Below are 25,039 nucleotides of genomic sequence, written 5' to 3'. Positions count from 1 at the left end.
GTCCTACCCCGCTTTCTCAGCTGTGACACATCCTTTACTCAGTCCGACTCAAAGGTTTCTCCCTAGCTTGTGGCAGCGCCCACAGCGGGCGCCAAGAACCTTCGAGGAACGGGATGTTTGGCATCTATCTCAAGCGCGAACTGGGCCGCAGAAAGAAGGCGGCCCTGGTCATCGCACTGGGTCTGGCGCTCGGTATCGCGCTGGTCATCACCGTCAACTCGGTGTCGGCCGGTATGACGCAGGCACAGGACAAGGTCCTCAAGTCGCTCTACGGCCTCGGCACGGACATGACCGTGACCAAGGCGCAGTCGGCCCCCAAGGCGGGCAGCTCGCAGGGCCCGAACTTCAAGTTCGACGCGAAGTCGAGCAGCAGCAACAAGCAGAGTTCGGACCGGGTGACGACTCAGGGCGGTCAGGCTCTGTCGTCCTCGCTGGTCACCGAGGTGGGCGCCCAGAAGGGCGTGGCGAGCGCGGTCGGTGCCCTCACGCTGAACGTCACCAAGGTCGACGGCTCCTTCACCCAGGGCAAGGCCAAGTCCTCCACGTCGTCCTCCTCGGGCGCCCAGCAGCAGGGCGGCCCGGGCGGCGGCACCACCGGCGGCGGTCAGCCGCAGGTCCAGGGCGGCGGCGCGAACTTCAGCGTCAACTCCTACTCCGTGGCCGGCATCGACGTCACGAACCAGGATCTGGGCCCGCTGGCCACCTCCAAGATCACCTCGGGCAAGACCTTCACCTCGACGCAGACGAACGCGAAGGTCGCCGTCGTCAGCAAGTCCTTCGCCAAGACCAAGAAGTACAAGGTCGGTTCGACCTTCAAGATCTCCGGCACCAAGTTCACGGTCATCGGCATCGCGACGCCCGACAGCAGCGAGTCGACCACCGACGTGTTCGTCCCGCTCAAGCAGGCGCAGACGCTGGGCGACGCGAAGAACAAGGTCACCACGATCTACGTCAAGGCGACCGACTCCCAGCAGATCTCGGCCGTGAAGAAGGCGATCCAGTCCAACATCTCCGGTACGACGGTCACCACCTCCGCCGACCTCGCCTCCACCGTCTCCGGCTCCCTGTCCACCGCCTCCGACCTGGCCACCAGCGTCGGCAAGTGGCTGTCCATCGCGGTGCTGGCCGCGGCGTTCCTGGTGGCGGCCCTGCTGACCTCGTCCGCCGTCTCCCGCCGGGTGCGTGAGTTCGGCACCCTGAAGGCGCTGGGCTGGCCGAGCCGCAAGGTGACCCGGCAGGTCGTCGGCGAGTCCATGGTCAACGGCCTGATCGGCGGCGCTCTCGGCATCGCGCTCGGCCTCGCCGCCGCCTACGCGGTCACCGCGATCAGCCCGAAGCTGACCGCGCAGCTCGGCAGCAGCGGCGGTGGCGGCATGGGCGGGCCAGGCGGCGGCCCCGGTGGCGGCCCCGGTCAGCAGTCGGCCTCCAGCACCATGGAGATCGCCCTGTCCGCCCCGGTCTCCCTGACCACCATCGCCCTCGCGGTCGGTCTGGCGGTCACCGGCGGCCTGATCGCCGGCGCGATGGGCGGCTGGCGCGCCTCCCGCATGCGCCCGGCGGACGCCCTGCGCAGCGTCTCGTAACACCCCCGCCCCCGAACCGGGGCGCCGCCTCCGTACATCCCCCCGGGAGGCGGCGCCCCACCCCATACCTTCCTGTGGAGAACTCCATGTACAGACTCACCGGCGTCACCAAGCGCTACACGCGGGGCAAGGAGACGGTGGAGGCGCTGCGCGGCGTCGACCTCACCATCGCCGACGGCGACCAGCTCGTCATCCAGGGCCCCACCGGCGGCGGCAAGTCCACGCTGCTGCAGATGATCGGCGGCCTGGACCGGCCGACGGAGGGCAGTGTCGAGCTGGACGGCGTCGACCTGGCCCGCATCAGCGAGACCAAGCTGACCCGGGTGCGCGCCGAGAACATCGGCATCATCTTCCAGTCGTTCAACCTCATCCCGACGCTGACCGCGCAGGAGAACGTCGAGACGGCCCTGGTGCCGCTGGGCGTGAAGCCCGCCGAGCGCCGGGAGCGCGCCGCCGAGGCGCTGCGGTCGGTCGGTCTCGGCGAGCGCCTCGGCCATGCCCCGTCCGAGATGTCAGGCGGCCAGCAGCAGCGCGTCGCCATCGCCCGCGCACTGGTGAAGAAGCCGAAGGTGCTGCTGGCCGACGAGCCCACCGGCAACCTCGACGAGGGCACCCGCGACGACATCATGGCCCTGCTGGAGGGGCTGTGGCGCGAGCACGGGCTGACGTTCGTCATGGTCACCCACGACTCCTCCATCGCCCGCCGCGCCCCGCGCCTGGCCACCATCAAGGCGGGGCTGCTGACGCTGACCGAGCAACAGCCGTACGGCGTGGGGGCGTACGACGGTCAGGTCGCCCACTGACCCTGTCCAGCGGGCCCGTCGGGGCCGCTCACCTGCCCAGGATCCGGTCGATCTCGGTCAACTGGCCCGCGGTGAGCGGCCCCTTGGCGAGGGCGCCGGCGTTCTGCTCGGCCTGGGCGACCGAACGGAAGCCGGGGATGGGGACCGTGCGGGGGCTGCGGGCCCAGATCCAGGCGAGGGCGCCCTGCGCGAGCGTACGGCCGTCGGTGGTGAGGATCTCCCTGATCGCGTCGACGCGGGAGAGCCAGTCGGACGCCGCTCCCGAGCCCTCCTCGAAGCCCGGCAGCCAGGCCGGGGGCCTGCTGCGGATGTCGCCCGCCTCCAGCTCGCCCTGGCGCCGGCCGGCCAGCAACCCCATAGCGAGGGGGCTGCGGTTGATGCTCGCCAGTCCCGTCTCTTCGCACAGGGCGAGCATCTCGGGAGCGTCCTGGAACACGTTCAGCGCGTGCTGGACGGCGGCGCAGTGGGCGCCTTCGGCGAAGACGGCGGCGCGGGCGGGGTCGTCGGTGCTCCAGGCGTAGGCGCGGATCAGCCCCTCCTTCACCAACTCCTCGCAGGCGTCGCGGAGTCGGGCGCCCTGTTCGGGGTGGGCGTCGGAGATGTGGAGCTGGTACAGGTCCACGTAGTCGGTGCCGAGGCGGGCGAGCGAGGCGGTGAGCGCCTCACGGACGTACTCCGGCGAGACGTCCGCGCCCTTCAGGGTGCGGGTGGTCTCGTCGAAGAGGTTGCCCCACTTGGTGGCGAGGACCACGTCCCCGCGCCGCTTGCCGAGCGCACGGCCCAGCACGCGCTCACTGTGTCCGGTGCCGTACACGTCGGCCGTGTCGAAGAAGGTCACCCCGAGGTCGAGGGCGCGGTGGATCGCCCGTACGGACTCCTCGTCGTCGACCTTTCCCCAGCCGAGGGGCCGGCCTTCCAGGTCGGACCACTCACCGCCGATCGCCCAGCAGCCGAAGCCGAGGGCGCTGACCTCTGTCCCGCTGCGTCCCAAAGTCCTCTTGGTCTCCATGGGCACAGACGCTAGGAGTTGGAGTGCACGCCAGGGCAAGCCCTTTCACCGAAACGCGTCACACCTGCCCGGTCTCGAACCGGGCGATCCTGCCGTCGTCGGTGACGTCGAAACTCCAGCGGGTGCGCATCTCGCCCCAGGTGTCGTTGCGGTAGTGGGCGACGAGCGCCCGGCCGTCCCGGGACTCGTTGTCGACGTCCAGGTGACCGTGGGAGGAGAAGATCTCCCGGTCGATCCAGTCGCCGAGGTCGCGGTCGGAGCCGTCGTCCGACATGGTCGCGTCGTCGGTGAGCAGGGCCATGAACGCCTCGCGGTCGTGGGCGTTGACGGCGGTGACGAAAGCGCGCACGACCGGGTCGCTGAGTTTGGCCGGTTGAATCGTCATGCCAGCCAGACTCACACCGCTCCCCTGCCGCCGCCACCCGAACGGCGGCGCGCGGAAGTCCGCCGGGCGCCGGCGGTGCGACGGTGGATACGGAGGGGACTGTCCCCTGTCTACCGCCATTGTCCGTTCCTGTTCTTCCCGGGAGTCATCGTGACTGCTTTCGACCGACGTGATGTGGGCCTGCTGCTGCTCCGGCTGGGGGCCGGGGGTGTGCTGGCGGCGCACGGCGCGCAGAAGCTGCTGGGCTGGTTCGGCGGCCACGGCATCGAGGGGACGGGCCAGTTCATGGAGTCCGTCGGCTACGCGCCGGGCAGGGCGAGCGCCACGGCGGCGGGCCTGGCGGAGGCGGGCGGCGGCACGCTGCTCGCACTGGGCCTGGCGACGCCCGCGGCCGGTGCGGCGGCGGCCGGCGCGATGGCGGGAGCGGCCGCCGTGCACGCCCCGAACGGCTTCTTCAACCAGGAGGGCGGCTACGAGTACGCGGCCACCCTGGGCCTGGCCGCCACCGGCCTCGCGGTCACCGGACCCGGCCGGCTCTCCCTCGACCACGTACTCGGCCACGCCCTGGACCGCGGCTGGATGGTGCCGGCGGCGCTCGGCGCGACGGCGGCGGTCACGGCGGTCATCGTGGGCGCGCGGAACCGGAGGCTGAGGAAGCCGGAGCAGGAGCAGGCGGCGGCGGGGTTCGAATCCCAGGAGTCACTGTCCGGGGAGTGACCCTCCTTCGGCCGACGGGTGGCGGGCGGGTGGCAGGCTGGGCCCCATGACCGATCAGCAGGCCCCCTCACCCTCCTGTCCCTCCTCCCCCGACGTCTGGTCCTCCGTCGACGCCCTGTGGACCTGGCTGGACGGCGACCGCCCGCACGGCGGCGGGGAGGGGCTCCTCCTGCGCATCCTCAAGCTCTCCGAGGAGGTCGGCGAGGTCGCCCAGGCGGTGATCGGCGTGACCGGCCAGAACCCCCGCAAGGGGGTGACCCACACCTGGGAGGACGTCCAGGGCGAGCTGTGCGACGTGGTGATCACGGCACTGGTGGCCCTGCGCACGCTCACCCCGGACACCCGTGAGGTCTTCACCCGGCACCTGGAGCGGGTCACGGCACGCTCCCTCGGCCCGTCCGCGCCGCCCGCCCGGCGGAAGTGACGGGACGGCAAACAGGGCAGCCCCCTCCCGGGGCGGGGCACTTCTCTCCGGACACACAGCGCGCTGAGCTCCCTCCACGGGCACCCGTGTGCGCGGATATTGGGCAACTCATTGACCGGTGTCGAAAAACTGCCTTACATTCGCAGCGTTTCCCGGCGCCGCCCGTCCCCGTCCTCCGCTCGAAGGGGAGCCCCACGTGTCCACCGAAACCCGCACCCAACCCGGCAGCACCGCCACGAAACCGGCGTCCGGCGGACTGCCCGTCGGCACGCTGGTGGCCGGCTGCTTCGCGGTCTGCCTGGCGCAGATCGCCCTCGCCATGCCGGCCACCCTCAACGGCCTCTTCCAGGAGGACCTGCACCCAGTCGGCTCGCAGCTGACCTGGATCTCGGACGCGTTCCTGCTGCCGGTGTCCGTACTGGAGCTGACGTTCGGCGTCCTCGGCGACCTGTTCGGCCGCAAGCGGCTGCTGGTCGGCGGCGGCGGGCTGCTCGTGCTCGGCGAGGCGCTGGCCGCCGCCAGCACCGGCATCCATGTCCTCTGGGTGGGACAGGCCATCGCCGGCCTCGGCGCGGCGGCCCTGTTCCCGACCTCGCTCGCGATGATCGCCGCCGGCACGCACTCGGCCCGGGACCGGGCCCGCACCATCACGATCTGGGCCGCCGCCCTGTCCAGCGGCGGTTTCGTCGCCCCCGTGCTGGGCGGCATCACCGGCAACTACGGTTCCTGGCGCTGGGCGTTCATCGTCGTCACGGGCCTGGCCCTGGTCAGCACGGTGCTCAGCCAGCTCTTCGCCCGCAACTCCAGCGCTCCGGAGGGCCGTTCGCTCGACCTCGCCGGCCAGATCACCATCGGCGTCGGCATGTTCGCCCTGCTCTACGCGGTGATCCAGGGCCCGGCGGACGGCTGGACCGCGACACCGGTGGTGATCGCCTACGTCGTCGCCGTGGTGTTCGTCGGCCTGTTCGTCCTGGCCGAACTGCGCGCGGAGGCACCGCTGTTGCGCCTCGACCTGTTCCGCAACAGGGCGTTCGCGGTGGCGTCGTTCGTCGCGGTGGTCGGCATGTTCAGCTACCTCGGCACCGCCTACGCCACCAGCATCCGGCTGGGTCCGATCCAGCACCAGAGCCCGCTGCGTGGCTCGTTCGCGTTCATTCTGCTCAACGCCTGGACGCTGCTGCTCATGCCGCTGATCTCCCGGCTGCTGGAGCGGGTCAGCGCGCGCTGGGTGCTCGGCTCCGGTCTCGGCCTGATGGCGGCGGGCGACTTCGTGGCCGCCACCCTCTCGGTCCACGACCGCGCCCTGACCTCGCTGATCCTGCCCATCGGCCTGGTCGGCATCGGCTTCGCGCTGACCGTCTCCTCGATCACGGCGACCGCCGTCAACACGGTCGAGGTCCGCTACGCGGGCATGGCCAGCGCCTCCACCAGCCTGCTGCGCGACTTCGGCTTCACGCTCGGCCCGGCGGTCATCGGCGCGATCGCGCTCAGCCGCGCCGCCGACGAGTTCACCCGGAAGCTCGCCGCCTCCGACCTGTCCGCCCAGGCCAAGGCCGCGGCGGCGCAGGTCGCGGCGGAGGGCGGCCCGCTGGCCTCCAACTCGGTCCCGCCGTCGTCCCCGCCGGGCGGCGGCGTGCCGATCGCCCTGGAGGCCCTCGGCAACGGCTACGCGATCGGGTACGTCGTCTGCGGCATCGCCGCCCTGGCCTGCTGCCTGCTCAGCGTGGTCGCCCTGCGCGGCAAGGGCGACGCGGACGCGACGGTGGGCATCGACAAGGAGGAGGAAGCGGCGGCGCAGGCGGTCTGACCGGCGCTCCGACCGGCCGTTCTGTCACCGCTGCGTCACAGGTGACGCACAGGGGAAACCCGTGGTGCCCGAGATCGGTCTCCCTCGGCGAAAGCCGGCGGGGACCGGCTCGTGCGAACCGACTTCGGGGGACCTCATGCATCACGTCAACACTGTCCGCAAGGCCGCGCTGGCGGTCGCCGCGCTCTCCGCGGCGCTGGCGGTGACCGCCTGCCAGTCGAGCGACTCGGCCTCCGGCACCGGCGGCTCCTCGCCGACGCCCAGCGCCTCGGCGTCCGCTCCCTCCTCCCCCACGCCGGCCTCCTCGGCTCCGAGCTCCGCCCCGTCGGCGCCGCCCGCGACCGCCTCGCCCGCCTCGCACTCCAGCTCCGGTTCCGGTTCGGGCTCCGGCGGCGGTTCCGGTACGGCCGTGAAGACCTGTGCGGCGACCGCCCTGGACGTCACCGCCCACCAGGCCGCCAACCGGCCCGTCGGCACCGGAACCGGCGCGGCGGTCTTCGAGTTCACCAACACCTCCAAGCAGACCTGCGTCCTGCAGGGTCACCCCACCGTGGCCGGCGCCGGCAACGGCTCCCCGCAGCACAACGCCCCGCTGAAGGTGACGCCCACCGGCACGGCCACCCAGGTCAAGCTGGCCCCCGGCGGCAAGGCCTGGCTCAAGCTGACCTTCGTCCAGGTCCAGGGCGAGGCCGACGGCTACTGCAAGTCCGGAGCCACACCGACGACGTACCCGACGATGGTGATCGGCCTGCCGGGTGCCGGCTCCCACCAGGTCGCCCTGGACGACGGGGTGTTCGCCGAGTGCGACAACACGGTGACGGCCACGGCGGTGTCCGGGGCGGCGCTGTCATGACGGCTGTCCGGGAATAGCTGTTCGAAGGTACGAGCCGCGGTTTCTGCGGCTACTGTCCCCGGCGTGGACACAAGTGCAATGGTGTCGTTCCGGTTCTCTCTGCTGGGTCCGCTGCGCGCCTGGCGGCAGGGGGCGGAGCTGACGCTCGGCCCCCCTCAGCAGCGGGCCGTCCTCGCACTGTTGCTGCTGCGCCGGGGCCGGGCGGTCGGCGTCGGCGAACTCGTGGACGGGATATGGGGCGCCGACCCGCCGACGGCCGCCGTCTCCGTGCTGCGCACCTATGTCTCCCGGCTGCGCAGACTCCTCGAACCCGAACGGCCCGCGGCCGGGTCACCACGGCTCGTGGTGTCCCTGGGCGACGGGTACGCCCTGTGCACCGACGCCGTCGTCAGCGACCTCGACCGGTTCGAGGACCTCGTCGCCCGGGCCGGGGCGCGGCACGCCGAGGGCGACGACCCGGCCGCCGTGGAACTGCTGCGCGATGCGCTGGATCTGTGGCAGGGCACCGCACTGGCCGGGGTGCCCGGACCGCGCGCCGAGGCCGAGCGGCGCCACTTGGAGGAACGGCGGCTGGCCGCCCTGGAGTCGCGGCTGCGCGTCGAGCTCGACCTCGGGCAGCACGCCCGGGTGCTGCCCGAACTGGCCGCCCTGTACGAGGCGCACCCCCTGCGGGAGGCGCTGTGCGAACTCCTCGTCCTCGCCCTGTACCGCGGCGGACGCCGGGCGGAGGCCCTCGCCGTGTACGACCGCACCCGGCGCACCCTCGTCGACGAACTCGGCATCGAACCCGGCCCGTCGCTGCTCGCCGTGCGTGCCGAGCTCCTCGCGAACAGCGGTTCCGGGCCACCGGAGACGACGGACACAGACGACCGGTTCGACGTGGTCGACGAAGGCCGCGACGGCGACGGGGATGGGCTCGCGGACGGGACCGGTGCAGGGCAGGACGGTCCCGGTCTTCCGGTGAGCGCCGTACGACCGTCCCAACTCCCCACCGACCTCGCGACGTTCACCGGCCGCCGCGCCCAACTGGACGGAGCCGCCGCGCTGCTGCCCGACCGGGGGCATCCGCAGACCAGCGTGATCGGCCTGATCAGCGGAATGGCCGGCGCGGGCAAGACGACCCTCGCCGTGCACTGGGCGCACCGGATCGCCCACCGCTTCCCCGACGGCAGCCTCTACGTCAACCTGCGCGGCTACGACCCCTCCGGCTCGCGGATGAGCCCCGGCGACGCGATCGAGACGTTCCTCGTCGCGCTCGGTGTCGCCCAGCAGGCGGTACCGGAGGAGCTGGAGGCGCGGGCCGCGCTCTACCGCGGTGTCCTCGCCGACCGGCGCGTGCTGATCGTGCTGGACAACGCCGGCGACAGCGAGCAGGTGACGCCGCTGCTGCCCGCCGCCCCCGGCTGCCTCGTCATCGTCACCAGCCGCAGCCGGCTCAGCGGCCTGGTCGCCCGGCACGGCGCCCACCCGCTCGCGCTGAACCCGCTGTCCGCCGAGGAGTCCCTCGAACTGCTCGCCCGACGGCTGGGCGACGCCCGTGTCGACGCCGAACCGGAGGCCGCCCGGGCCATCGTCGCCCTGTGCGCCGGGCTGCCCCTGGCCCTGTCGATCGTGGCGGCACGGGCCGCCCTCAACCCCGGCTTCCGGCTCGCCGGCATCGCCGAGGAGCTCCGCCAGGACCACGGCAGTCTGGACGCCTTCGCCGGCGGCGACGCCGGCACCGACGCCCGCGCCGTCTTCTCCTGGTCGTACCACGCCCTGTCGCCGGAGGCGGCCGGCCTCTTCCGGCGGCTCGCCCTGCACCCCGGCCCGGACATCACCGTCGCCGCGGCCGCCGCGCTGGCCGGCGTGGACCGCCGCCGGGTCCGTACCCCGCTGACCGAGCTGACCGGGGCCAGCCTGCTCATCGAACGCGCCCCGGGCCGGTACGTCTTCCACGACCTGCTGCGCGCCTACGCGGCGGAGCTCACCGAGGCCGAGGACGGCGCGGAGGTGTGCGGGGCGGCGCTGCTGCGGATGCACGATCACTTCCTGTTCACCGCGCACGACGCCTCCATGGTCCTCGACCCCTTCCGGGAGACCATCCCCCTCCCGGCGAGCACAACGGACGCCACGCCGCTGCGGTTCAACGACCGTGCGGCGGCGACCGCGTGGCTGCGCACGGAGCGGTACGTGCTGCGCGAGATCGTCGCGCACGCCGCCACGCACGGGTTCGACACGCACGCGTGGCGTACCGCGGCGGCCCTGGACGTCTACTTCAACCGGCTCGGCTACTGGCACGACCTCCTGGAGATCAACGGCGCGGCGCTGCGGTCGGCCCGCACGCTCGGTTCCGTGACCGGCGAGGCGTACTCGCTGTGCGGGCTCGGCGTCGCGCACTCCCAGCTCAACCACGCCGCGCAGGCCCAGCGGTACCTCGAGGACGCGCTGGAACTGTTCCGGTCCGCGGACCACGCCAGTGGCCAGGCCCGGGTGCACCGCGGCCTCGCCTACCTGTGCAACCGCACGGACCGCCGCCCCGCCGCGCTCGACCACTACGCGCGGGCCATCGAGCTGTACCGGTCCGAGGACGACCGCAGCGGCGAGGCCGGTGTGCTCAACCAGGTCGCGTGGACGTACATCCTGCTGGGAGAGCACGAGAAAGCCCTCGAACGCTGCGAGGAGGCCGTCCTGTTCTACCAGCAGCTCGGCGACCCCTACGGCGAGGCCTCGACGCAGGACACGCTCGGCTACGCCCTGCACCATCTCGCCCACCACGCGGAGGCCATCGGGCACTTCGAGAGGTCGGCGCGGCTGTTCCACGGGATCGGCGACCGCTACCTCGAGTCCGACGTGCTGCGTCACCTCGGCGACGCCCATCTCGCCACCGGCGACCGCGACGCCGCCCGCGCGGCACGCCGGGCCGCGCTGGCCCTGCTGGAGGAACTCGGCCACGCGGAGGCGGACGAGGTACGGCGTGAACTGCGCGAGCTGGGCGAATGGGGCGAGCCGGCCGAACCGGCCGAACCGGCGCCGGGGGGAACGGCCGTCTGAGGGGCGGGCGTTCACCGCACGCCGCTGTCCTCCAGCGCCGCCTTCAGACTGCGCAGGGCGTAGTAGACCCGCGACTTCACCGTGCCCTGCGGGACGCCCAGCGCCTCGGCCGCCTGCTGCGTGGTGCGGTCCGCGAAGATCGTCGCGCGCAGCGCCTCGCGGTGGGCAGGCGTCAGCGACCGCAGGGCGTCCTGCACCACGATCGACGACAGCATCCGTTCGATGTCGTCCGCCTCGGCGCACATGTCGCTCAGCCAGGAGTTGCCGCTGATCTCCGTCGGCCGCGCCGTGCGCGTGCGGTGCGCGTCGATGACGAGGTTGCGGGCGACCCGGAACATCCATGGCCGTACGGCCATGCCTTCGCTGTCCGCGAGGGTCTGCTTGTTCCAGCAGCGCAGCAGGGTCTCCTGGAGGATGTCCTCCGTGCGGTGGGTGTCTCCGCCCAGCATGCGCAGCACGTACGAGTAGAGCGCCGGGCCGTGTTCCAGGTAGAGGTCCCGCAGCGCCCGTTCCTCCGGGGAGACCGCGCTCGCGGATCCGATGACCGTCACGTTCATGGTGTGCTCCTGCTCCTCGGGGCGGCCTGCCCCGGTCCGCGGACGGGGGCGAAGGCCGCCTGGAGCTCGGAGTGTTGCGACGGGCGATGCACATCCGTTCGACGAGCGGGCCACATGGCGATTGACGATCGGTCCACACGGTGGACGGATCGATATACGCGCAGCTCACGGCCGTCAACGGCGGGCGGGGGCGTGGTTCAGACGTAGGCGGACTCCAACGCGTCGACGCGTCGGCGGACCCGGTCGGCGAGCTCCGCGTCCTCGGACGCCAGCAGCCCGCGCAGGTGCAACCGGTCCCACATGTGCAGCAGTTCGCGGCCGTGCGCCACGGCGGCGCGGTCGTCGTCGATCCGCTGCCAGGCGGCCGCCGCCCGGGCCACCTCCTCGGCCGCCCGCCGGTCCCCGGTCCGGCACCGGATCCTCGCCACGGCCAGGGCCAGCACGGTGGCCTCCCTGTGGTCGCCGCGCAGATGGGCGACGTAGGCCTCCACCGCCCGCGCCTCCACCGCGCGCGGATCCTCGGCACCCGCCTCCTCGGTGAGGCTCTCGCGCAGCCGGTTCGCCAGCAGGTGCGCCTCCTCCAGCCGGCCGACGGTCGCGAGAGCGTGGATACGACCGACGGGTCCGGCGAGGTCGGCGGGAAGCACGACGGTGGGCAGGGAGGGGGTGGCCAGGTTCGGGGCGGCCGCCCGGCCCTCGGCTGCCGCCCGCGCGGCGGCGGTGGCACGGGCGACGGCGGTCGCCACGGCCGAGCCCAGGGCGGTGGGCGGCTTGGGCAGGCGGGGTACGGGGGTGGGATCGGCGACGTCGTCCCGGGATACGGCTTCGGGGCTGGGCTCAGGCTCGGGGGCGGGGTCGGCGACCGGTACGGGCTCGGCCTCCGACTCGGTATCCGCCTCCGGTTCGACGTCGGCGTCCGGCTCGGGCTCGCCCTCCGGGTCGGCCTCGTCCTCCGTCTCGCCGTCGAACTCCGGTGTTCCCGTGGAGGTCAGGACTCGGCTGGAGCCGTCCGGGGAGACCTCCAGGACGAAGTGGCTGGTGTCGGGGCTGTCGTTCACGGTCGCCTCGACGGCCTCGGCGCGCTCGGCGGCGTACCGCTGCAGCCGGTCCAGTACGGCCTCGTGCAGGGACTGGCCCGGCGCGGGGACCAGGGGTTCGCCGTCGATCGCGGCGAGTCCCTCGTCGGAGATGTGCACCTCGTAGCGGTCCATGGCGTTCCTCCTCAGGGAGTGGATGTGGGGGTGAGGGACTCGGTGGGGACGGCGGTGGGCAGGGAGGTCTGGATGCCGGTGGGGGTGGGCGTGCCGGACGGGATGGCGGCGACCCCCGAGTACTTGGCGAACTGGGCGCGTACGGCGGCGACATAGCCCTGCGCCTCCGCCGTCTTGGGCACGCCCTTGGCCGCGCGGACGGCGTCCATGCCGACGTCGTAGCCGGCGAGGGCGAGGTCCAGGACGCTGCCGGTGGCCTCGTTGGCGTCGATCATCTTCTGGGCCTCGTCGGCCATGGCGCAGATGTAGCGGCCCTGGGCCATGATCGAGTCCTTCGCGTCCAGCGCGGAGGTCTTGCCGTTGTCGTCGTCGTCCTTGCCTTGCTTCGTGAAGACGTCGGGCGGCAGCTGCGAGATGCCCTGCTTGCCGTCGGGGCCGACCAGGGAGGCGTTGAAGCCGGACGCCTTCTCGATCTGCGAGGCGATCACGATCGGCCCGATGGCGCCGCACAGTTGGCCGGCCTTCTGGATGGGGTCGACCAGGTCCTCGGGGACCGTGGAGGTGTCCAGGTCGCCGTGGCCGTCCCCCTGGAAGACGGCCAGCACCGAGCTCGCGTCGCTCGGGCCGGGCAGGTCGCCGCCCCCGCCACCGCCGCCGAAGATGCTGTGGAAGAGCAGGTAGATCGCGATCAGCGGGGCCAGCAGGACCCCGAAGCCGCAGAACACGATGACGATGACGGTTCCGCCGGCCAGGCCGAGCGGGAACAGCAGGCAGCCCGCGCCGCCGGCCGCGATCGCCGTGTTCCTGACGGCATTCGACCCGCCCTCCTCGTCCGGCTGAGCCGGTGCCGCGGGGCCGCCCTTCTCGCCCGTCTCCACGCCCATGGGTGTCCGCCTTCTTCCCCTCGCCTTGAACCGCTCTGCCTGGACGGCCCGTTGTGCTGTCCGTCGGGCTCGGCAGATCGAAACGGGCCTCAGAACAAATAAGTTCAAAACGGTGGAAACCAAATGAGTCAGAGCAGCGGACGTACGAGGCAAGAGGGGGGCGGGGCACACATGGGCACACCTTCGGCGACGCCGTCGGGCGGGGGAGGTTGGGTGCGGGGGCCGAAGTCCCCGCAGCCCGCTCCCCCGCCTCCCGCACCCCAGAGCGAGGGCACCGGTCCGGCGGCGCGGCCGCCTCACGCCGGCCACGGCGCCGGCGTCGCACCGGCGCCGGTCCCCGTACCGGCCGCCGTGTCCGCGGCCCCCGTCCACGCCGCGGCCACCACCGCCGTACAGCCGGCAGCCGCTCCGGCGGCCCCGCCTCCTGCCACCACCCCCGCCCCCACCCGCGCCAGCGGTCAACCCGCCGTCCAGCCCCGCACCCGGCGTCTCTCCGCCGCCCCCGCCGCCGAGCCGGCCTGGGGTGAGCCCCGGCGGCCGAGGGCTGCCCGGGGCCGGTCGCGGAACGAGGTCGGCTGGGTCAAGGCGCACGGTGGCGCCGGGGTCACCTCGCTCGTCGAGGTGCTCGGCGGCGTGGACGTAGGGGCACGCTGGCCCGATCCGTCCCGCGGCGAGCCGCGACGGGTCGTCCTGGTGGGACGGACCAGCGCGCGCGGACTGCGGTCGGTGTCCCAGGCGCTGGGCTCGCTGCACGACGGCCGCGCCCCGCAGGGGCTGGAGTTGCTCGCCGTGGTGCTCGTCGCCGACGCCCCCGGCCGGCTGCCGCTCGGCCTGTTGCGGCGGCTCCGTGTGCTGCGCTCCGCCGCCCGGGTGCAACGCGTGCCGTGGATACCTGCGTGGCGCACCGGCGGCAGCCCGAAGGTCCTGCCCCGGCAGTTCGACAGGCTCGCCGAGCTGGTGGGAAGCGAGCTGTACGCCGAGGGGGCCGCGTCATGACCCGCGCCCTGCCCGTCGCCCGGTTCCTGGCCGACACCTACACCCCGCCCGAGGGCGCGCACACGATCATCAACACCCTCGCCTGGTGCGTCACGGCCGCCGGTGTCTTCGGCCTGATGGCCGTCGGCATCAACATGGCGGTCCAGCTCAACCGAGGTGAACCGGGCGAGGGTGGCGCGCACTTCCGCGGTGTCTTCTACGTCGCTCTGGCCTGTCTGGTCGCCACGACTGCCGGTCCGCTCGTCGCGTTCCTCGGCGACCTGTCCCTCCTCGGGCCGTAGGCCTGTCCCGCACCTTTCCGATCGACAGCCATCCCTTCGCCCACCGCTCACGCGGGGCACCGATTCCTCGGAGATCCGAATGTCCTCATTGCTTGTCGAAGCCGCCAACGTCATCGTCGCCGCGCCCTCGCCCGGTACCTCCACCGTGCCCCAGCCGACGAGCAACGCTCCCGGTGACCTGGCTGCCAAAGTCAACACCGTCCTGGGCATCGTCGCCTGGGCGGGCACCGCGGCCGGTGTGCTGGGCGTGCTGATCACCGGCGCGATGATGGCCGTCTCCCTCAAGCGCGGCGAGAGCTCGGAGCACATGAGCCGCCTCGGCATGGTGCTGGGCGGCTGCGTGCTGGTCTCCACGGCCGGGCCGCTGGTCGGCTTCGTCTTCAACTGAGCCGGCGGACGTCGAGATGCTCATGCGCAGGCAGCGTCGGACCGAGGAGTCCGGGCCGTACTGGAAGCAGCGCAACTGGCAGTTGTCGGCGGGGTTCCTCGCCGTCGTGGTGCTGGCGGGCGGGTTCACTGCTCTGACCTCGGAGCACGACACCGGCGGCGACCGCATGGGCGCGGCGGTCTCCGACGGCCCGCTGTCCGGCACCTCCGCCCCGCGGGGCGGCCGGCCCCTGGGCTGCCACACCGATGACAGCGGGGGTGACGCCTTGCCCGAGTCGGCGCCGAAGGACATCAGCTGGCACACGCTCGGCATCGCGCGCGTGCCGGTCTCCGGCTCGGCCGGGCCCACCCGGACGACGGGGTCCCTGCGCTGGTGCTTCGCGCACACGCCCATCGGCGCGGTGCTGGCCGCCACCGTCATCCCCTCCCGGATGAGCGGGTCCGACTGGCGGGCCGTCGCGCGGCAGCAAGTCGTGGCGGGGCACGGCCGGGACCTGTTCTCCATCCAGCGCCAGACCGTCGCGGACATGGACAGCGCCGAGCAGGCCGGTAACACCGCCGTCGCCTCGTACGCCGGTTTCTCCGTGACCTCGTACACCGCAGACGCGGCGAACGTCAGGCTGCTGCTCCGGACCGGGCAGGGTTACGCGGCGACCGCCGTCCTCGTGCGCTGGAGCAACGGGGACTGGAAGGTCGTGCCGAACGCCGACGGTTCACTGCACTCACAGGTGACGACCATCCAGGGCAACGCCAACGGCTTCATCCTGTGGGGGGTGTGACATGGGCTGTTCGACCGGAAGCCCGCTCCTCGATTTCGCCAAGGGCTTCTTCGACTTCCTCGGCGATCCCATCGGCACCATCGTCACCCTGATCGCCAAGACCATCCTCAACGGCGCTGTCTCCGTGTACGCGGCCCTGATCACCAGGGTGCCCACCCTGACCGGGACGACCGTCTCGAAGGACGTCAACGGCCAGACCCAGTGGCTGGTGGTCTACCTCGCCGTCGGCTCGCTGCTCTTCGCCTCCGCCCGTATGGCCGTGGAACGGCGCGGCACCGCGGGTACGACCGCCCTGAAGGGCATCCTGCGGGTCATCCTCGTCTCGGGCGCGGCCACCACCATCGTCATGGCCGCCGCCGATGTCGCGGACAGCTACTCCAGCCACCTGTTCAACCAGAGCACGCAGGGCACGCTGAACTCGGTCGGCTACTGCTCCGACCAGGCCGGGATCGAGCCGTTCCTGCTCCTCGTCCTCGCCTTCCTGCTGCTGATCGCAGGGATCATCCAGACGATCCTGATGTACATCAGGCTCGGCGTCATGATCCTGCTCCTCGGCACCCTCCCGCTGGCCGCGGCGGCCTCGATGACCGACTGGGGTGCCGGCTGGTGGCGCAAGCACATCGGCTGGATGATCGCCTGGCTCCTGTACAAGCCCGCGGCGGCGCTCGTGCTCTACGCCGGATCAGCGATGATCAACCAGGGTCAGGCCGGTTCCAAGGACGCCGTCGAGACAGCCGTCAACCAACGCATCGCCGGTATCGGCGTAATGCTTCTGTCCGCGGTCGCCCTGCCCGCGCTGCTGAAGCTCGTGGTGCCCGCCACCGCGGCCCTCGGCGGCAGTTCGGCGTACTCCGGGGCGATGCAGTCGGTGGGCGGCGGCCTGGCCAGCGGCGCCCGGTCGCTCGGCGGCGCCGGGGGCGGTTCCGGCAGCCGGGGCCAGTCGGGTCCGAGCGGCGCGTCCGGCGCGTCGGGCGGCTCCGGTTCGTCCGGCGCCAACGGCGCGGGCGGATCCTCCGGCGGCGGCAAGTACGGCCCGGCCGGTGGCGGCGGGTCCGCTGCCGGCGGCGGAGGCGCGGCGAGCGGGGCCGGCCGGGCCGCGGCGGCCGCCGGAGGACCGGCCGGTGTGGCGGTCGCCGCGGCGGTGACCGCGGCGCAGGTTCTCGGCAGAGCCGCCTCCGGTGCCCTGGACGGTGCCGACGGCGACCAGGGCCACAACCCGAGCCCGCACCGCTGACTCGGCGGCGGCCCGCCCGCCACCCCCTGAACGGGCCGCCGGACTCCCGCTCCCCCCGGAGAGTCCGGCGGCCCTCCCCGCTCCGCGACCGACCCGGCCGAGCGCCGTGGCCGTATCACCTCACGAAGGGAAACCGGACCCCCATGTCCACGGAAGCCGTCACTCATCCGACCTACGGGAACTGGCGCCGGCCACGGCGGCCGGGGCTCGGACCGCTCGGGCTCGTCGGTACGTTCGGTGTCTTCGGCGGGCTCGTCGTCACCCTGCTCGCCTCACTGATCTCGCTGTACGCGGCGCTGACCGTGCTCGTCCCGGTCGTGCTGTTCCTGACGCCGCTGGCCCTGCGCACCCAGGACGGGCGCAACGTCTACCAGTTGCTCGCCCTGCGCATCGGCTGGCGCAGCCGCAAGGCCAAGGGGGCGCACCTGTACGTCTCCGGGCCGCTGTCCGCGCGGCCGGGCGGCCGGTTCCGCCCGCCGGGGCTGCTCAACAAGGTCGCCGCCATCGAGGGCCGGGACGCCTACGACCGTCCCTTCGGCGTCCTGCACCACCCGGCGCGCAACCTCTACACGATCGTGCTGGGCTGCGACCCCGACGGCGGCTCGCTGGTCGACCCCGACCAGGTCGACGTATGGGTCGCCCTGTGGGGCGAGTGGCTGGCCCGGCTGGCCCACGAACCCGGGCTGCGCGGCGCCTCCCTGATCGTGGAGACCGCGCCCGACCCGGGCACCACCCTCGCCCACGAGGTGCTGCCGCGCATCCGCCCCGACGCGCCGCCCGCGGCCCGCGCGGTGATGGAGGAGGTCGTCGAGCGCTATCCGACCGCCTCCTCGGAGATGCACACCTACGTCACCCTCACCTACGGCATGCCCGCGGGCCAGAAGCGCAGCAAGGAGGACGTGATCACCGACCTCGCCATCCGCATCCCCGGTCTGCTCAGCGGGCTCGTCGCGGCCGGCGGCGGTGCCGCGTACCCGCTGTCGGCGGAGCGGATCGCCGAGGTCGTGCGGGTCGCCTACGACCCCGCGGTCGCCGCAGACGTCCTCGACGCCCGTAACCAGTACGGCGGTACGGGCCTGGAGTGGGAGGACGCCGGGCCCGCCGCCGCCGTGGAGACCGTGGGCAGCTACCAGCACGACTCGGGGGTGTCCCGGACCTGGCTGCTGACGCTGGCGCCGCGCGGCACCGTGCGGTCCTCGGTGCTGCGGGGTCTGCTGGAGGCCGCGCCCGGTACGCGCCGCAAGCGGGTCGCGCTGGTCTACCGGCCCATCGACCCGGCCACCTCGGCGCGGATCGTCGAGGCGGACCGGCGCGCGGCCCAGTTCATGGCCACGTCGGGGCGCGGGATGGTGCAGGCGCGGGCGGCCTCCGAGATGCGGGCGGCCGAGCAGACCGCGGCGGAGGAGGCTTCGGGCGCCGGCCTCGTGGAGTTCTCGCTGATGCTGACGGTCACCGTCGACGACATGGACCAGCTGGCGGACGCGACGGTCGCCGTACGGAACCTGACCGCCGCGTCCCGGGTGCTGATGCGGCCCGCGGACCGGATGCAGGCGGCCGCGTTCGCCTGCACGCTGCCCGCCGGGATCCTCCCGTGGGAGCAGACCCTGATCCCGCACGAACTGCAGGAGGCGCTGTGAGCCGCCGGAGCGAGGAGAAGAGGGCGGAGCGGGCGGACCGGCTCGCCGAGGAGACGGCGTGGCGGTCACCTGCGGGCCCGTCCCCGGCGGCGTCACTGGCGGAACTCGACCCGTCCTGGGCGGAGAAGAAGCCGGGGGGAAAGAAGGCCGACAGCGGCAAGAAGGGCGACAGCGGCAAGAAGGCCGCCGGCCCCAAGGAGCTCTACATCCCGCCGCGCGGCTGGTACGGCCCCGGTGGCGGCCGGGTCGGCTACATGGATCCGCCGACCATGTGGCGTGCCACCACCGTGCAGGCCTGCGGCATGTGGCCGTTCGCCGCCGGTTCGGGGTCGCCGATGACCGGAGTGCCGCTCGGGCAGCACCTGTTCACCGGTGCCACCGTGTGCGGCGACCCGCTGAACTGGTTCACGCGGGCCCGTTACATCTCCAACCCGTCGCTGTTCATGCTCGGCATGCCCGGTCTGGGCAAGTCCACGCTCGTCAACCGGATGCTGATCGGGCTCAGCGCCACCGGTGTCGTACCGCTGGTGCTCGGTGACCTCAAGCCCGACTACGCCGACACCGTGCGCGCGCTGGGCGGCCAGGTGATCTCCATCGGGCGCGGCCGGGGCGGCATCAACGTCCTGGACCCGGGCGCGATGGGCGCGGCGGCGGCGCGGATCGGCGGCGAGGCGGGCGAGGTCCTGAAGGCCGAGACGCACGGCCGTGTGCTGAACATGGTGGCGGCGCTGGTGACCATCGTGCGCGGCCGTCCCATGGACGACCACGAGCAGTCCGTGCTGTCCGCGGTGCTGCACCACCTCCGCGAGCGCACCCCGCAGGGCCGCCCGGCGCTGCTGCCGGACCTGCTGCGGGTGCTCACCGAGGGCCCCGACCGGGTGCGGGCGGTGACCCTGGACCGCGGGGACGACACCCGTTACCGGGATGCCGTCGACCCGCTGCACCGCTCCCTGCTCGGCATCCTGGACGGCCCGCTGGGCGACACCTTCGCCTCCGAGACGTCGACCCGGATCGACCCGGACGCGCCGGCGGTGTGCATCGACATCTCGGGCATCGGCGAGGCCGACACCCAGCTGACCGCGGCCGCGATGCTCGCCGCCTGGTCGGACGGGCTGGGCACGGTGGCCGCCTCGCACGCCCTGGCCGACGCGGGGCTCGCGCCCCGGCGCTGGTTCTTCACCGTCCTGGACGAACTGTGGCGTCCGCTGCGGGCCGCCTCCGGCATCGTCGATCGCATCGACGCGCTGACCCGCCTCAACCGGTCCCTGGGCCTGGGCGACGCCAAGATCACCCACACCCTCAAGGACGCCGAGGCCCTCGGCACCGACTCCGACCGCGCCAAGGCCCGCGGCTTCGTCGAACGGGCCGGGATGGTGGTCTGCGCGGGGCTGCCGAAGGCCGAGATGGAGGACCTCGGCAAGGTGGTGGGCCTGTCCCGGCGCGAGATCGAACTGGTGTCGTCCTGGTCCTCGCCGCCCGGCTGGGGCGTCTCCGGCGAGAACGAGGAACCGCCGGGCCGGGGCCGCTTCCTGATCAAGGTCGGCGGCCGGCCCGGCATCCCCATCAAGGTCGCCATCACCGACGCCGAACGCCACTTGCACAACACCAACACCCGCTGGACGCCCAACGAGACGGCCAACGAGACGGTCATCGAACAGGCCCTCGCGCACACCGCGGCTCAGGTCGCACGGGCCGCCCAGGAGGGACCCCGGCAGCTGCCCGGGAGGTGGACCGCATGACCGGCAGAGCGCCCTCGACCAGTGGCGTCCACGACCTCGCCCCGTGGGCGATCGTGGCCGTCGCCGCGGCCTCCCTCACGGTGTTCACCGTCGGCTGGGCCGGCGGCACGCTGGGCGCCGGGATCACCGGGCACGGCTGGGACGCGCCGCCGTTCGCCCTCTCCACAGCCGCGCATCTCGTCGGCGACGGTCCCGGGACCCTGTGGCCGGGCACCACGCCGGCCGCGGTCTACGGCGGGATGGCCGGCCTGCTCGCCCTGATCGCGGTCCCCGCTGCCGTGGTCGTACGACTGCTGCTGGCGCGGGCGGGCCGCACCAAGGGCCTGGCCGGCTGGCGCGAGCTGGCGAGCATGTGCCCCAAGGGCATCGAGGCCCGCGCCCGCGAACTGCGCCCCGGCCTCAAGGGCCGGGACCAACTGCATCCCGACGAGACCGGCAACCTGCTCGGCGACCTCGACCCCAAGGGGCCCGAGGTGCGCAGCAGTTACGAGGACGTCGAGCTCGACCTGATGGCCCCGCGGGCCGGCAAGTCGACCGGCATCGCCGTCCCGCGCGTCCTGCGCGCCCAGGGCGCCGTCCTGCTGACCTCCAACAAGTCCGACGTCTTCGCCGTCACCCGCGCCGAGCGCGCGAAGGCGGGCCGGGTGTGGACGTTCGACCCGCAGGGCATCGCCCACACCGAGCGCGCCATGTGGTGGAACCTGCTCGGCGACTGTCACACCATCGAGGGCGCCCGCCGGCTGGCCGGGCACTTCGTCGCGTCCGTCAACGACGACAGCGCGAAGAAGGACTTCTGGATCTCGGCCGCGCAGAACACGCTCACCGCGCTCTTCCTGGCCGCGGCGCGCGGTGGCGCCCCGGTCACCGACCTGCTGGGCTGGCTCGCCGATCCCGCCGACCGTACCCCGATCGACCTGCTGCGCGACGCCGGACTGATCGCGATGGCCGAGCAGTTGCAGGGCACGGTACGCGGCGCCGTGGAGACCCGGGACGGCATCTTCGAGACCGCCCGGCAGACCGTGTCCTGCCTCCTCGACCCGGAGATCCTTGCCTGGGTCACCCCGGACCCGTTCCTGCCCGAGTTCCGACCGGACCGGCACGTCGTCGGCACCGACACCCTCTACCTGCTGTCCAAGGACGGCGGCGGCTCGGCGGCCGGCGTCATCGCGGGCCTCGCGGACGCGACGATGCGGGCGGGCGTGGTGGCCGCGGAGCGCATGGGCGGACGCCTCGACCCGCCGTTGACCGCGGTCCTCGACGAGGCCGCCAACGTGTGTCGCATCTCCGATCTGCCCGACCTCTACTCGCACTTCGGCTCCCGCGGCATCAACGTCGTGACTCTGCTGCAGAGTTACCGGCAGGGCGCCCGGGTGTGGGGCGAGGTGGGGATGGACGCGCTGTGGAGCGCGGCGACCGTCAAGCTGCTCGGCGCGGGCCTGGACGACGCCGACTTCGTGCAGAAGATCTCGACGCTGGTCGGCCAGCACGACGTGAAGACGCCGAGCCTGTCCCGCAGCAAGGACGGCACGCAACGCTCGTACTCCTACCGGCAGGAGTCGATCCTGCCGCCCGACAAGATCCGCGCCCTGCCCAAGGGCACCGCCCTCCTGCTCGCCACCGGCATACGGCCCGCCCTGATCCGGCTGCGCCCCTGGTACAAGGAGCCGGGCGCCGACGCCATCTCGGCGCAGGCGAAGGCCGAGGCGAACGCCATCACGGCCCGGGCCGCGGCCCGCGCGACCGGCGGGGTGCCTCTGACGAAGAAGAGCCGCTGGGAGCGGGACGCGACACCGGCGTGAGGGTGCCGTCAGGGGGCGGTGGCCGTGTCAGGGGGACACCGCCACCGCCGTGCCGAAGGCGACCGTCGAGGACAGGAACCAGCCGAACGACGGCGCGAGCAGATGCCGCCCTCGATGAGGTGCGCGCACGGCTCGACGACCTGTACCACCAGGCGGAGGTGGCCACCGAGAAGTACAACGCCGCCGACGAGAAGGCCACCGCCCAGCGGAAGAAGGTCGACACGCTCAAGGGCCGGGTGAAGCAGGCCGAACAGCAGGAGACGCGGCTGAAGGCGCTGCTCGGGGCCGCGGCCCGCGCCCAGTACCGTGGCGGCGGGCTGCCGGCCGAGATGCAGTTCGCGCTGGCCCGCGACCCCGAACACGCGCTGGACGACGCCGCGTTGGCCCAGCGGGCACAGCAGGGCACGCAGGACCGGCTGACGGCGCTGGAGGCGACCCGCAGGGAACTGCGCACGCGTACGGACGAGGCCAGGGCCGTGCTGGGGGACCTGCGGGCGAGCCGTCGCGCGATGGACGACAACCGCGACAAGATCGAGAAGCGCATCGCGACCGCCCGCGCCCTGGAGTCGCAGCTGCGGTCCGAGCAACTGCGCAAGCTCGCCGAGATGGAGAAGCAGGCCCAGGACAAGGCGCAGGCGAAGTGGGAGGACACCGGCGTACTCGACAAGGCATCCACGAAGGCGACCCCGGCCGCCCGGAAGGCCATCGCCTACGCGACGAAGCAACTGGGCAAGCCGTACGTCTGGGGCGCCGAGGGCCCCGACTCCTTCGACTGCTCCGGCCTGACCTCCCAGGCCTGGCTGCACGCGGGCGTGGTCATCCCCCGCACCTCCGAGGAGCAGTGGGCCCGGCTGCCCCACGTCCCCGTCTCCCGGATGCGGCCCGGCGACCTCATCATCTACTTCTCCGACGCCAGCCACGTCGCCCTGTACATCGGCGACGGCAAGATCATCTCAGCGCCGCGTCCGGGGCGGTGGGTGTATGTGTCGCCGGCGGGGTCGATGGAGATCCTGGGGGTGGTGCGGCCGGACGCCGGCTGAGCGTCCGGCCGAGCATGACGCGGCGCTCCCGGCCGGACCACTCGCGTCCGGCCGGGAGCGCCGCGTGTATGCCCGCAGGTCCTACCCCCGGGCCGCCTCTACCTGCCCTTCTTCGGCGGCTTCCCGCCCGCGAGGTACTGGAGTAGCGAGGAGGGCTGCTTCTTGCCCTTCCTGTTCCTGTCGCTCGAGGACTCGCCCCTGGACGATTCACCGCGGGAGGACGCGGCGCGGGGGGCCGACGAACTCGTTTCGGGCGTGCGCTCGGGCGAGTCGCCGGTGTGCGCCCGGACCCGCGTCAGCTCGCCGCCCCCTTCGAAGGACCCGGCCGAACGCGTACTCGGAGTCGAATCGCTCCGGCGGGGCGGGGAGCTGAAACTGCCGGCGTTCGCGACCGGCGGGGCGGGGTAGCCGGATGCGCCGACCGAGGGGAACGGATAGCCGCCCGACGAGAGGTCGACCGACCCCATGGCATCGGTGAGCGCCGAGACGTTGGCGGCGGGCAGGGACTCGCTGATCATCGGAAGGGTCGTCGGTACGGCCACGGAGTAACTGCTTCCCCCGGGCTGATACGCGGCGACCGACTGGGCGTACGCGTCCGGGTTCACGCTGTAGCTCGAGGAAGTCGCAGTCTGGGCGGGCCAGTTGAAGGGCGTGCTCCTGGGGAACGCCGAACCGGGTTGGTCGGCCGCGGAGGACGGGCCGGCCGCGTAGGACCCCACCCTGGACATGGCCGGCATGGAGCCGAGGCTCGCCGAGGACTCCCGGCGAACGGGGAAGATGGAGGTGGCGTCACTCCCCCTTCGCTGCTGTTCGGACTCCAGCGCCTCCAGCTTGGCCATCAGCGATTCCTGGGAGCCCCTGCGCTGAGACGACGACGCCTGCCGCTGCCCCGAGGTGTTGGTCTGCACCCTGGAGAGGTTCGCGGGGCTCTCCGTGAGGTCGGGCCCGGGTCCGTCCGGGTGGGACAGGACGAACTCGACGTCCTGGCCTGACCCGGACCACCTGCGACGGAAGTCGTCGAGGGTGGTCTGCACACCCGCGCGGTTGCGTTCTATCGAGCGTGCGATGTTCTGCGTGACGAACTCACGCTGCTGCCTCGCGACATAGGAGTCGGTCCGGGTCACCTGGGGCAGGTGGTCGAACTCCTGCTGGGTCCGTACGTCGTAGTGACCGACCTGCTCCAGCAGCCCCGTGTCGGAGTTCCTGCGGATGACGTTGACGTGCAGATGGTCGACCTGCCCCTGCTCGATCAGCTTCTTGAGCTCCGGCCACTCCTTGTCCCTCAGGACGCAGTTCTCCGGCAGCCCTTCGAACACCGTGGCCTCCACAGTGCCCCGCGCGTCCGACGCGAACTGCGGCGACAACTCGTTCCACATCTCCCACAGCGAGGGAGACGGCGTCGTACGGCCGAAACCGAAGGTGAGCTGGTCGAGCACGCCGGCCGCGCTCCCCGCTTCCAGGGTGTTGCCCAGCTCCTCCGCCGGGCGGGACGTGGACTTCACCCAGAAGGCCGTGTTCTGGACGGACTGTGCCGCCACGTCCTGCCGCGCCTGCGCCAGGCTTTCGCTGTCGGGGGCGCCACGGTGCTCCGTCGCCCACTGGGCGGGGACGTGCAGGGCGTTCACCGCCCTGAACGCGTCCATGAGGTCCTGGCGCGCGGCGACCGCTTCCGGACGCCTTTCCCAGCCCGAGTTCGTCGGGTTGTATCCCGCTTGGATCCACTGGCCTTCCTGCCTCATCACGTCCGTGAAAGCGATGTAGGCCTGCCGGACCTCGGGAGTGCCCAGCACCGAACTCCACCTGTCGATCCGGTCCCAGCCGGTCTGGACGTCGCGGTTGAATTTCCTCTCGTCCCAAGCCATTTGCGGTTCCTCCTTGCCG

At 72.6% G+C, this 25,039-nt stretch carries 22 protein-coding genes; 16 read left to right on the top strand and 6 right to left on the bottom strand.

Annotation, left to right across the window (positions count from 1 at the left end; genetic code table 11):
• The first annotated feature begins 113 nt into the window (after nucleotides 1-113).
• Together ACIGDI_RS04030 and ACIGDI_RS04025 are read left to right on the top strand one after the other, a co-directional pair.
• The gene (locus ACIGDI_RS04030) at nucleotides 114-1,583 is read left to right on the top strand and encodes an ABC transporter permease (protein WP_399890103.1); all 1,470 of its coding nucleotides are present in this window, start codon (nucleotides 114-116) and stop codon (nucleotides 1,581-1,583) included.
• 86 nt (nucleotides 1,584-1,669) lie between these two features.
• Entirely contained in the window at nucleotides 1,670-2,386 is a 717-nt protein-coding gene (locus tag ACIGDI_RS04025; protein ID WP_399890100.1) for an ABC transporter ATP-binding protein, read from the top strand.
• 28 nt (nucleotides 2,387-2,414) lie between these two features.
• On the opposite strand, the gene ACIGDI_RS04020 is transcribed toward ACIGDI_RS04025, so the two are convergent.
• Together ACIGDI_RS04020 and ACIGDI_RS04015 are read right to left on the bottom strand one after the other, a co-directional pair.
• On the bottom strand, nucleotides 2,415-3,395 hold the full coding sequence (locus ACIGDI_RS04020) for an aldo/keto reductase (RefSeq protein WP_399890097.1): 981 nt from the start codon (nucleotides 3,393-3,395) through the stop codon (nucleotides 2,415-2,417).
• A gap of 58 nt (nucleotides 3,396-3,453) precedes the next feature.
• Complete coding sequence (locus ACIGDI_RS04015; protein ID WP_399890095.1) at nucleotides 3,454-3,780, bottom strand: nuclear transport factor 2 family protein; 327 nt, start codon at nucleotides 3,778-3,780, stop codon at nucleotides 3,454-3,456.
• A 150-nt stretch (nucleotides 3,781-3,930) separates the two neighbouring features.
• On the opposite strand from ACIGDI_RS04015, the gene ACIGDI_RS04010 reads away from it, so the two are divergent.
• The 5 genes from ACIGDI_RS04010 (at nucleotide 3,931) to ACIGDI_RS03990 (ending at nucleotide 10,614) form a co-directional block, all read left to right on the top strand.
• A complete protein-coding gene (locus ACIGDI_RS04010; protein ID WP_399890092.1) occupies nucleotides 3,931-4,497 on the top strand; it encodes a DoxX family protein in 567 nt (188 codons plus the stop codon).
• Between the two features lie 46 nt (nucleotides 4,498-4,543).
• Nucleotides 4,544-4,921 (top strand): MazG-like family protein, encoded by a 378-nt coding sequence (locus tag ACIGDI_RS04005; protein WP_399890089.1) that lies wholly within the window; start codon nucleotides 4,544-4,546, stop codon nucleotides 4,919-4,921.
• Nucleotides 4,922-5,117: 196 nt separating this feature from the next.
• On the top strand, nucleotides 5,118-6,728 hold the full coding sequence (locus ACIGDI_RS04000) for an MFS transporter (RefSeq protein ID WP_399890086.1): 1,611 nt from the start codon (nucleotides 5,118-5,120) through the stop codon (nucleotides 6,726-6,728).
• A 136-nt stretch (nucleotides 6,729-6,864) separates the two neighbouring features.
• Nucleotides 6,865-7,581 (top strand): DUF4232 domain-containing protein, encoded by a 717-nt coding sequence (locus ACIGDI_RS03995; RefSeq protein WP_399890083.1) that lies wholly within the window; start codon nucleotides 6,865-6,867, stop codon nucleotides 7,579-7,581.
• A 63-nt stretch (nucleotides 7,582-7,644) separates the two neighbouring features.
• Complete coding sequence (locus ACIGDI_RS03990; RefSeq protein ID WP_399890080.1) at nucleotides 7,645-10,614, top strand: AfsR/SARP family transcriptional regulator; 2,970 nt, start codon at nucleotides 7,645-7,647, stop codon at nucleotides 10,612-10,614.
• 11 nt (nucleotides 10,615-10,625) lie between these two features.
• Here the strand turns inward: ACIGDI_RS03990 and ACIGDI_RS03985 are convergent, their stop codons facing one another.
• The 3 genes from ACIGDI_RS03985 to ACIGDI_RS03975 form a co-directional block, all read right to left on the bottom strand.
• The gene (locus tag ACIGDI_RS03985; RefSeq protein ID WP_399890077.1) at nucleotides 10,626-11,171 is read right to left on the bottom strand and encodes a sigma-70 family RNA polymerase sigma factor; all 546 of its coding nucleotides are present in this window, start codon (nucleotides 11,169-11,171) and stop codon (nucleotides 10,626-10,628) included.
• A 197-nt stretch (nucleotides 11,172-11,368) separates the two neighbouring features.
• Nucleotides 11,369-12,382 carry a hypothetical protein gene (locus ACIGDI_RS03980; RefSeq protein ID WP_399890074.1) on the bottom strand — a complete coding sequence of 338 codons (1,014 nt, stop codon included), beginning with the start codon at nucleotides 12,380-12,382 and terminating at the stop codon, nucleotides 11,369-11,371.
• Nucleotides 12,383-12,393: 11 nt separating this feature from the next.
• Nucleotides 12,394-13,266 (bottom strand): lytic transglycosylase domain-containing protein, encoded by an 873-nt coding sequence (locus tag ACIGDI_RS03975; RefSeq protein ID WP_399890071.1) that lies wholly within the window; start codon nucleotides 13,264-13,266, stop codon nucleotides 12,394-12,396.
• A 213-nt stretch (nucleotides 13,267-13,479) separates the two neighbouring features.
• Here ACIGDI_RS03975 and ACIGDI_RS03970 point away from each other — a divergent pair, with 213 nt between their 5' ends.
• From ACIGDI_RS03970 to ACIGDI_RS03930, 9 genes are all read left to right on the top strand, one after another.
• Nucleotides 13,480-14,262, top strand: coding sequence for a hypothetical protein (locus ACIGDI_RS03970; protein WP_399890068.1), 783 nt, complete (start codon nucleotides 13,480-13,482; stop codon nucleotides 14,260-14,262).
• Nucleotides 14,259-14,543, top strand: coding sequence for a hypothetical protein (locus ACIGDI_RS03965; protein WP_399890065.1), 285 nt, complete (start codon nucleotides 14,259-14,261; stop codon nucleotides 14,541-14,543). The genes ACIGDI_RS03970 and ACIGDI_RS03965 overlap by 4 nt, the downstream gene beginning before the upstream one ends.
• Before the next feature lie 79 nt (nucleotides 14,544-14,622).
• Nucleotides 14,623-14,931 carry a hypothetical protein gene (locus ACIGDI_RS03960; protein ID WP_399890062.1) on the top strand — a complete coding sequence of 103 codons (309 nt, stop codon included), beginning with the start codon at nucleotides 14,623-14,625 and terminating at the stop codon, nucleotides 14,929-14,931.
• 22 nt (nucleotides 14,932-14,953) lie between these two features.
• A complete protein-coding gene (locus tag ACIGDI_RS03955; protein ID WP_399890059.1) occupies nucleotides 14,954-15,709 on the top strand; it encodes a hypothetical protein in 756 nt (251 codons plus the stop codon).
• A gap of 1 nt (nucleotide 15,710) precedes the next feature.
• Entirely contained in the window at nucleotides 15,711-16,943 is a 1,233-nt protein-coding gene (locus tag ACIGDI_RS03950) for a hypothetical protein (protein WP_399890056.1), read from the top strand.
• A gap of 143 nt (nucleotides 16,944-17,086) precedes the next feature.
• Nucleotides 17,087-18,580 carry an SCO6880 family protein gene (locus ACIGDI_RS03945; RefSeq protein WP_399890054.1) on the top strand — a complete coding sequence of 498 codons (1,494 nt, stop codon included), beginning with the start codon at nucleotides 17,087-17,089 and terminating at the stop codon, nucleotides 18,578-18,580.
• Entirely contained in the window at nucleotides 18,577-20,319 is a 1,743-nt protein-coding gene (locus ACIGDI_RS03940; protein WP_399890052.1) for an ATP/GTP-binding protein, read from the top strand. Before ACIGDI_RS03945 ends, ACIGDI_RS03940 begins: the two co-directional genes overlap by 4 nt.
• Nucleotides 20,316-22,118, top strand: coding sequence for a type IV secretory system conjugative DNA transfer family protein (locus ACIGDI_RS03935; protein WP_399890049.1), 1,803 nt, complete (start codon nucleotides 20,316-20,318; stop codon nucleotides 22,116-22,118). The genes ACIGDI_RS03940 and ACIGDI_RS03935 overlap by 4 nt, the downstream gene beginning before the upstream one ends.
• Nucleotides 22,119-22,237: 119 nt before the next feature.
• Entirely contained in the window at nucleotides 22,238-23,158 is a 921-nt protein-coding gene (locus ACIGDI_RS03930; protein WP_399890047.1) for an NlpC/P60 family protein, read from the top strand.
• Between the two features lie 98 nt (nucleotides 23,159-23,256).
• On the opposite strand, the gene ACIGDI_RS03925 is transcribed toward ACIGDI_RS03930, so the two are convergent.
• A complete protein-coding gene (locus ACIGDI_RS03925) occupies nucleotides 23,257-25,020 on the bottom strand; it encodes a hypothetical protein (RefSeq protein WP_399890044.1) in 1,764 nt (587 codons plus the stop codon).
• Nucleotides 25,021-25,039 lie beyond the last annotated feature (19 nt).

Source organism: Streptomyces sp. NPDC085900 (genome assembly GCF_044540925.1).
Taxonomy (GTDB): Bacteria; Actinomycetota; Actinomycetes; order Streptomycetales; family Streptomycetaceae; genus Streptomyces; species Streptomyces gilvifuscus.
This window is presented reverse-complemented; position numbering and strand designations above follow the sequence as displayed.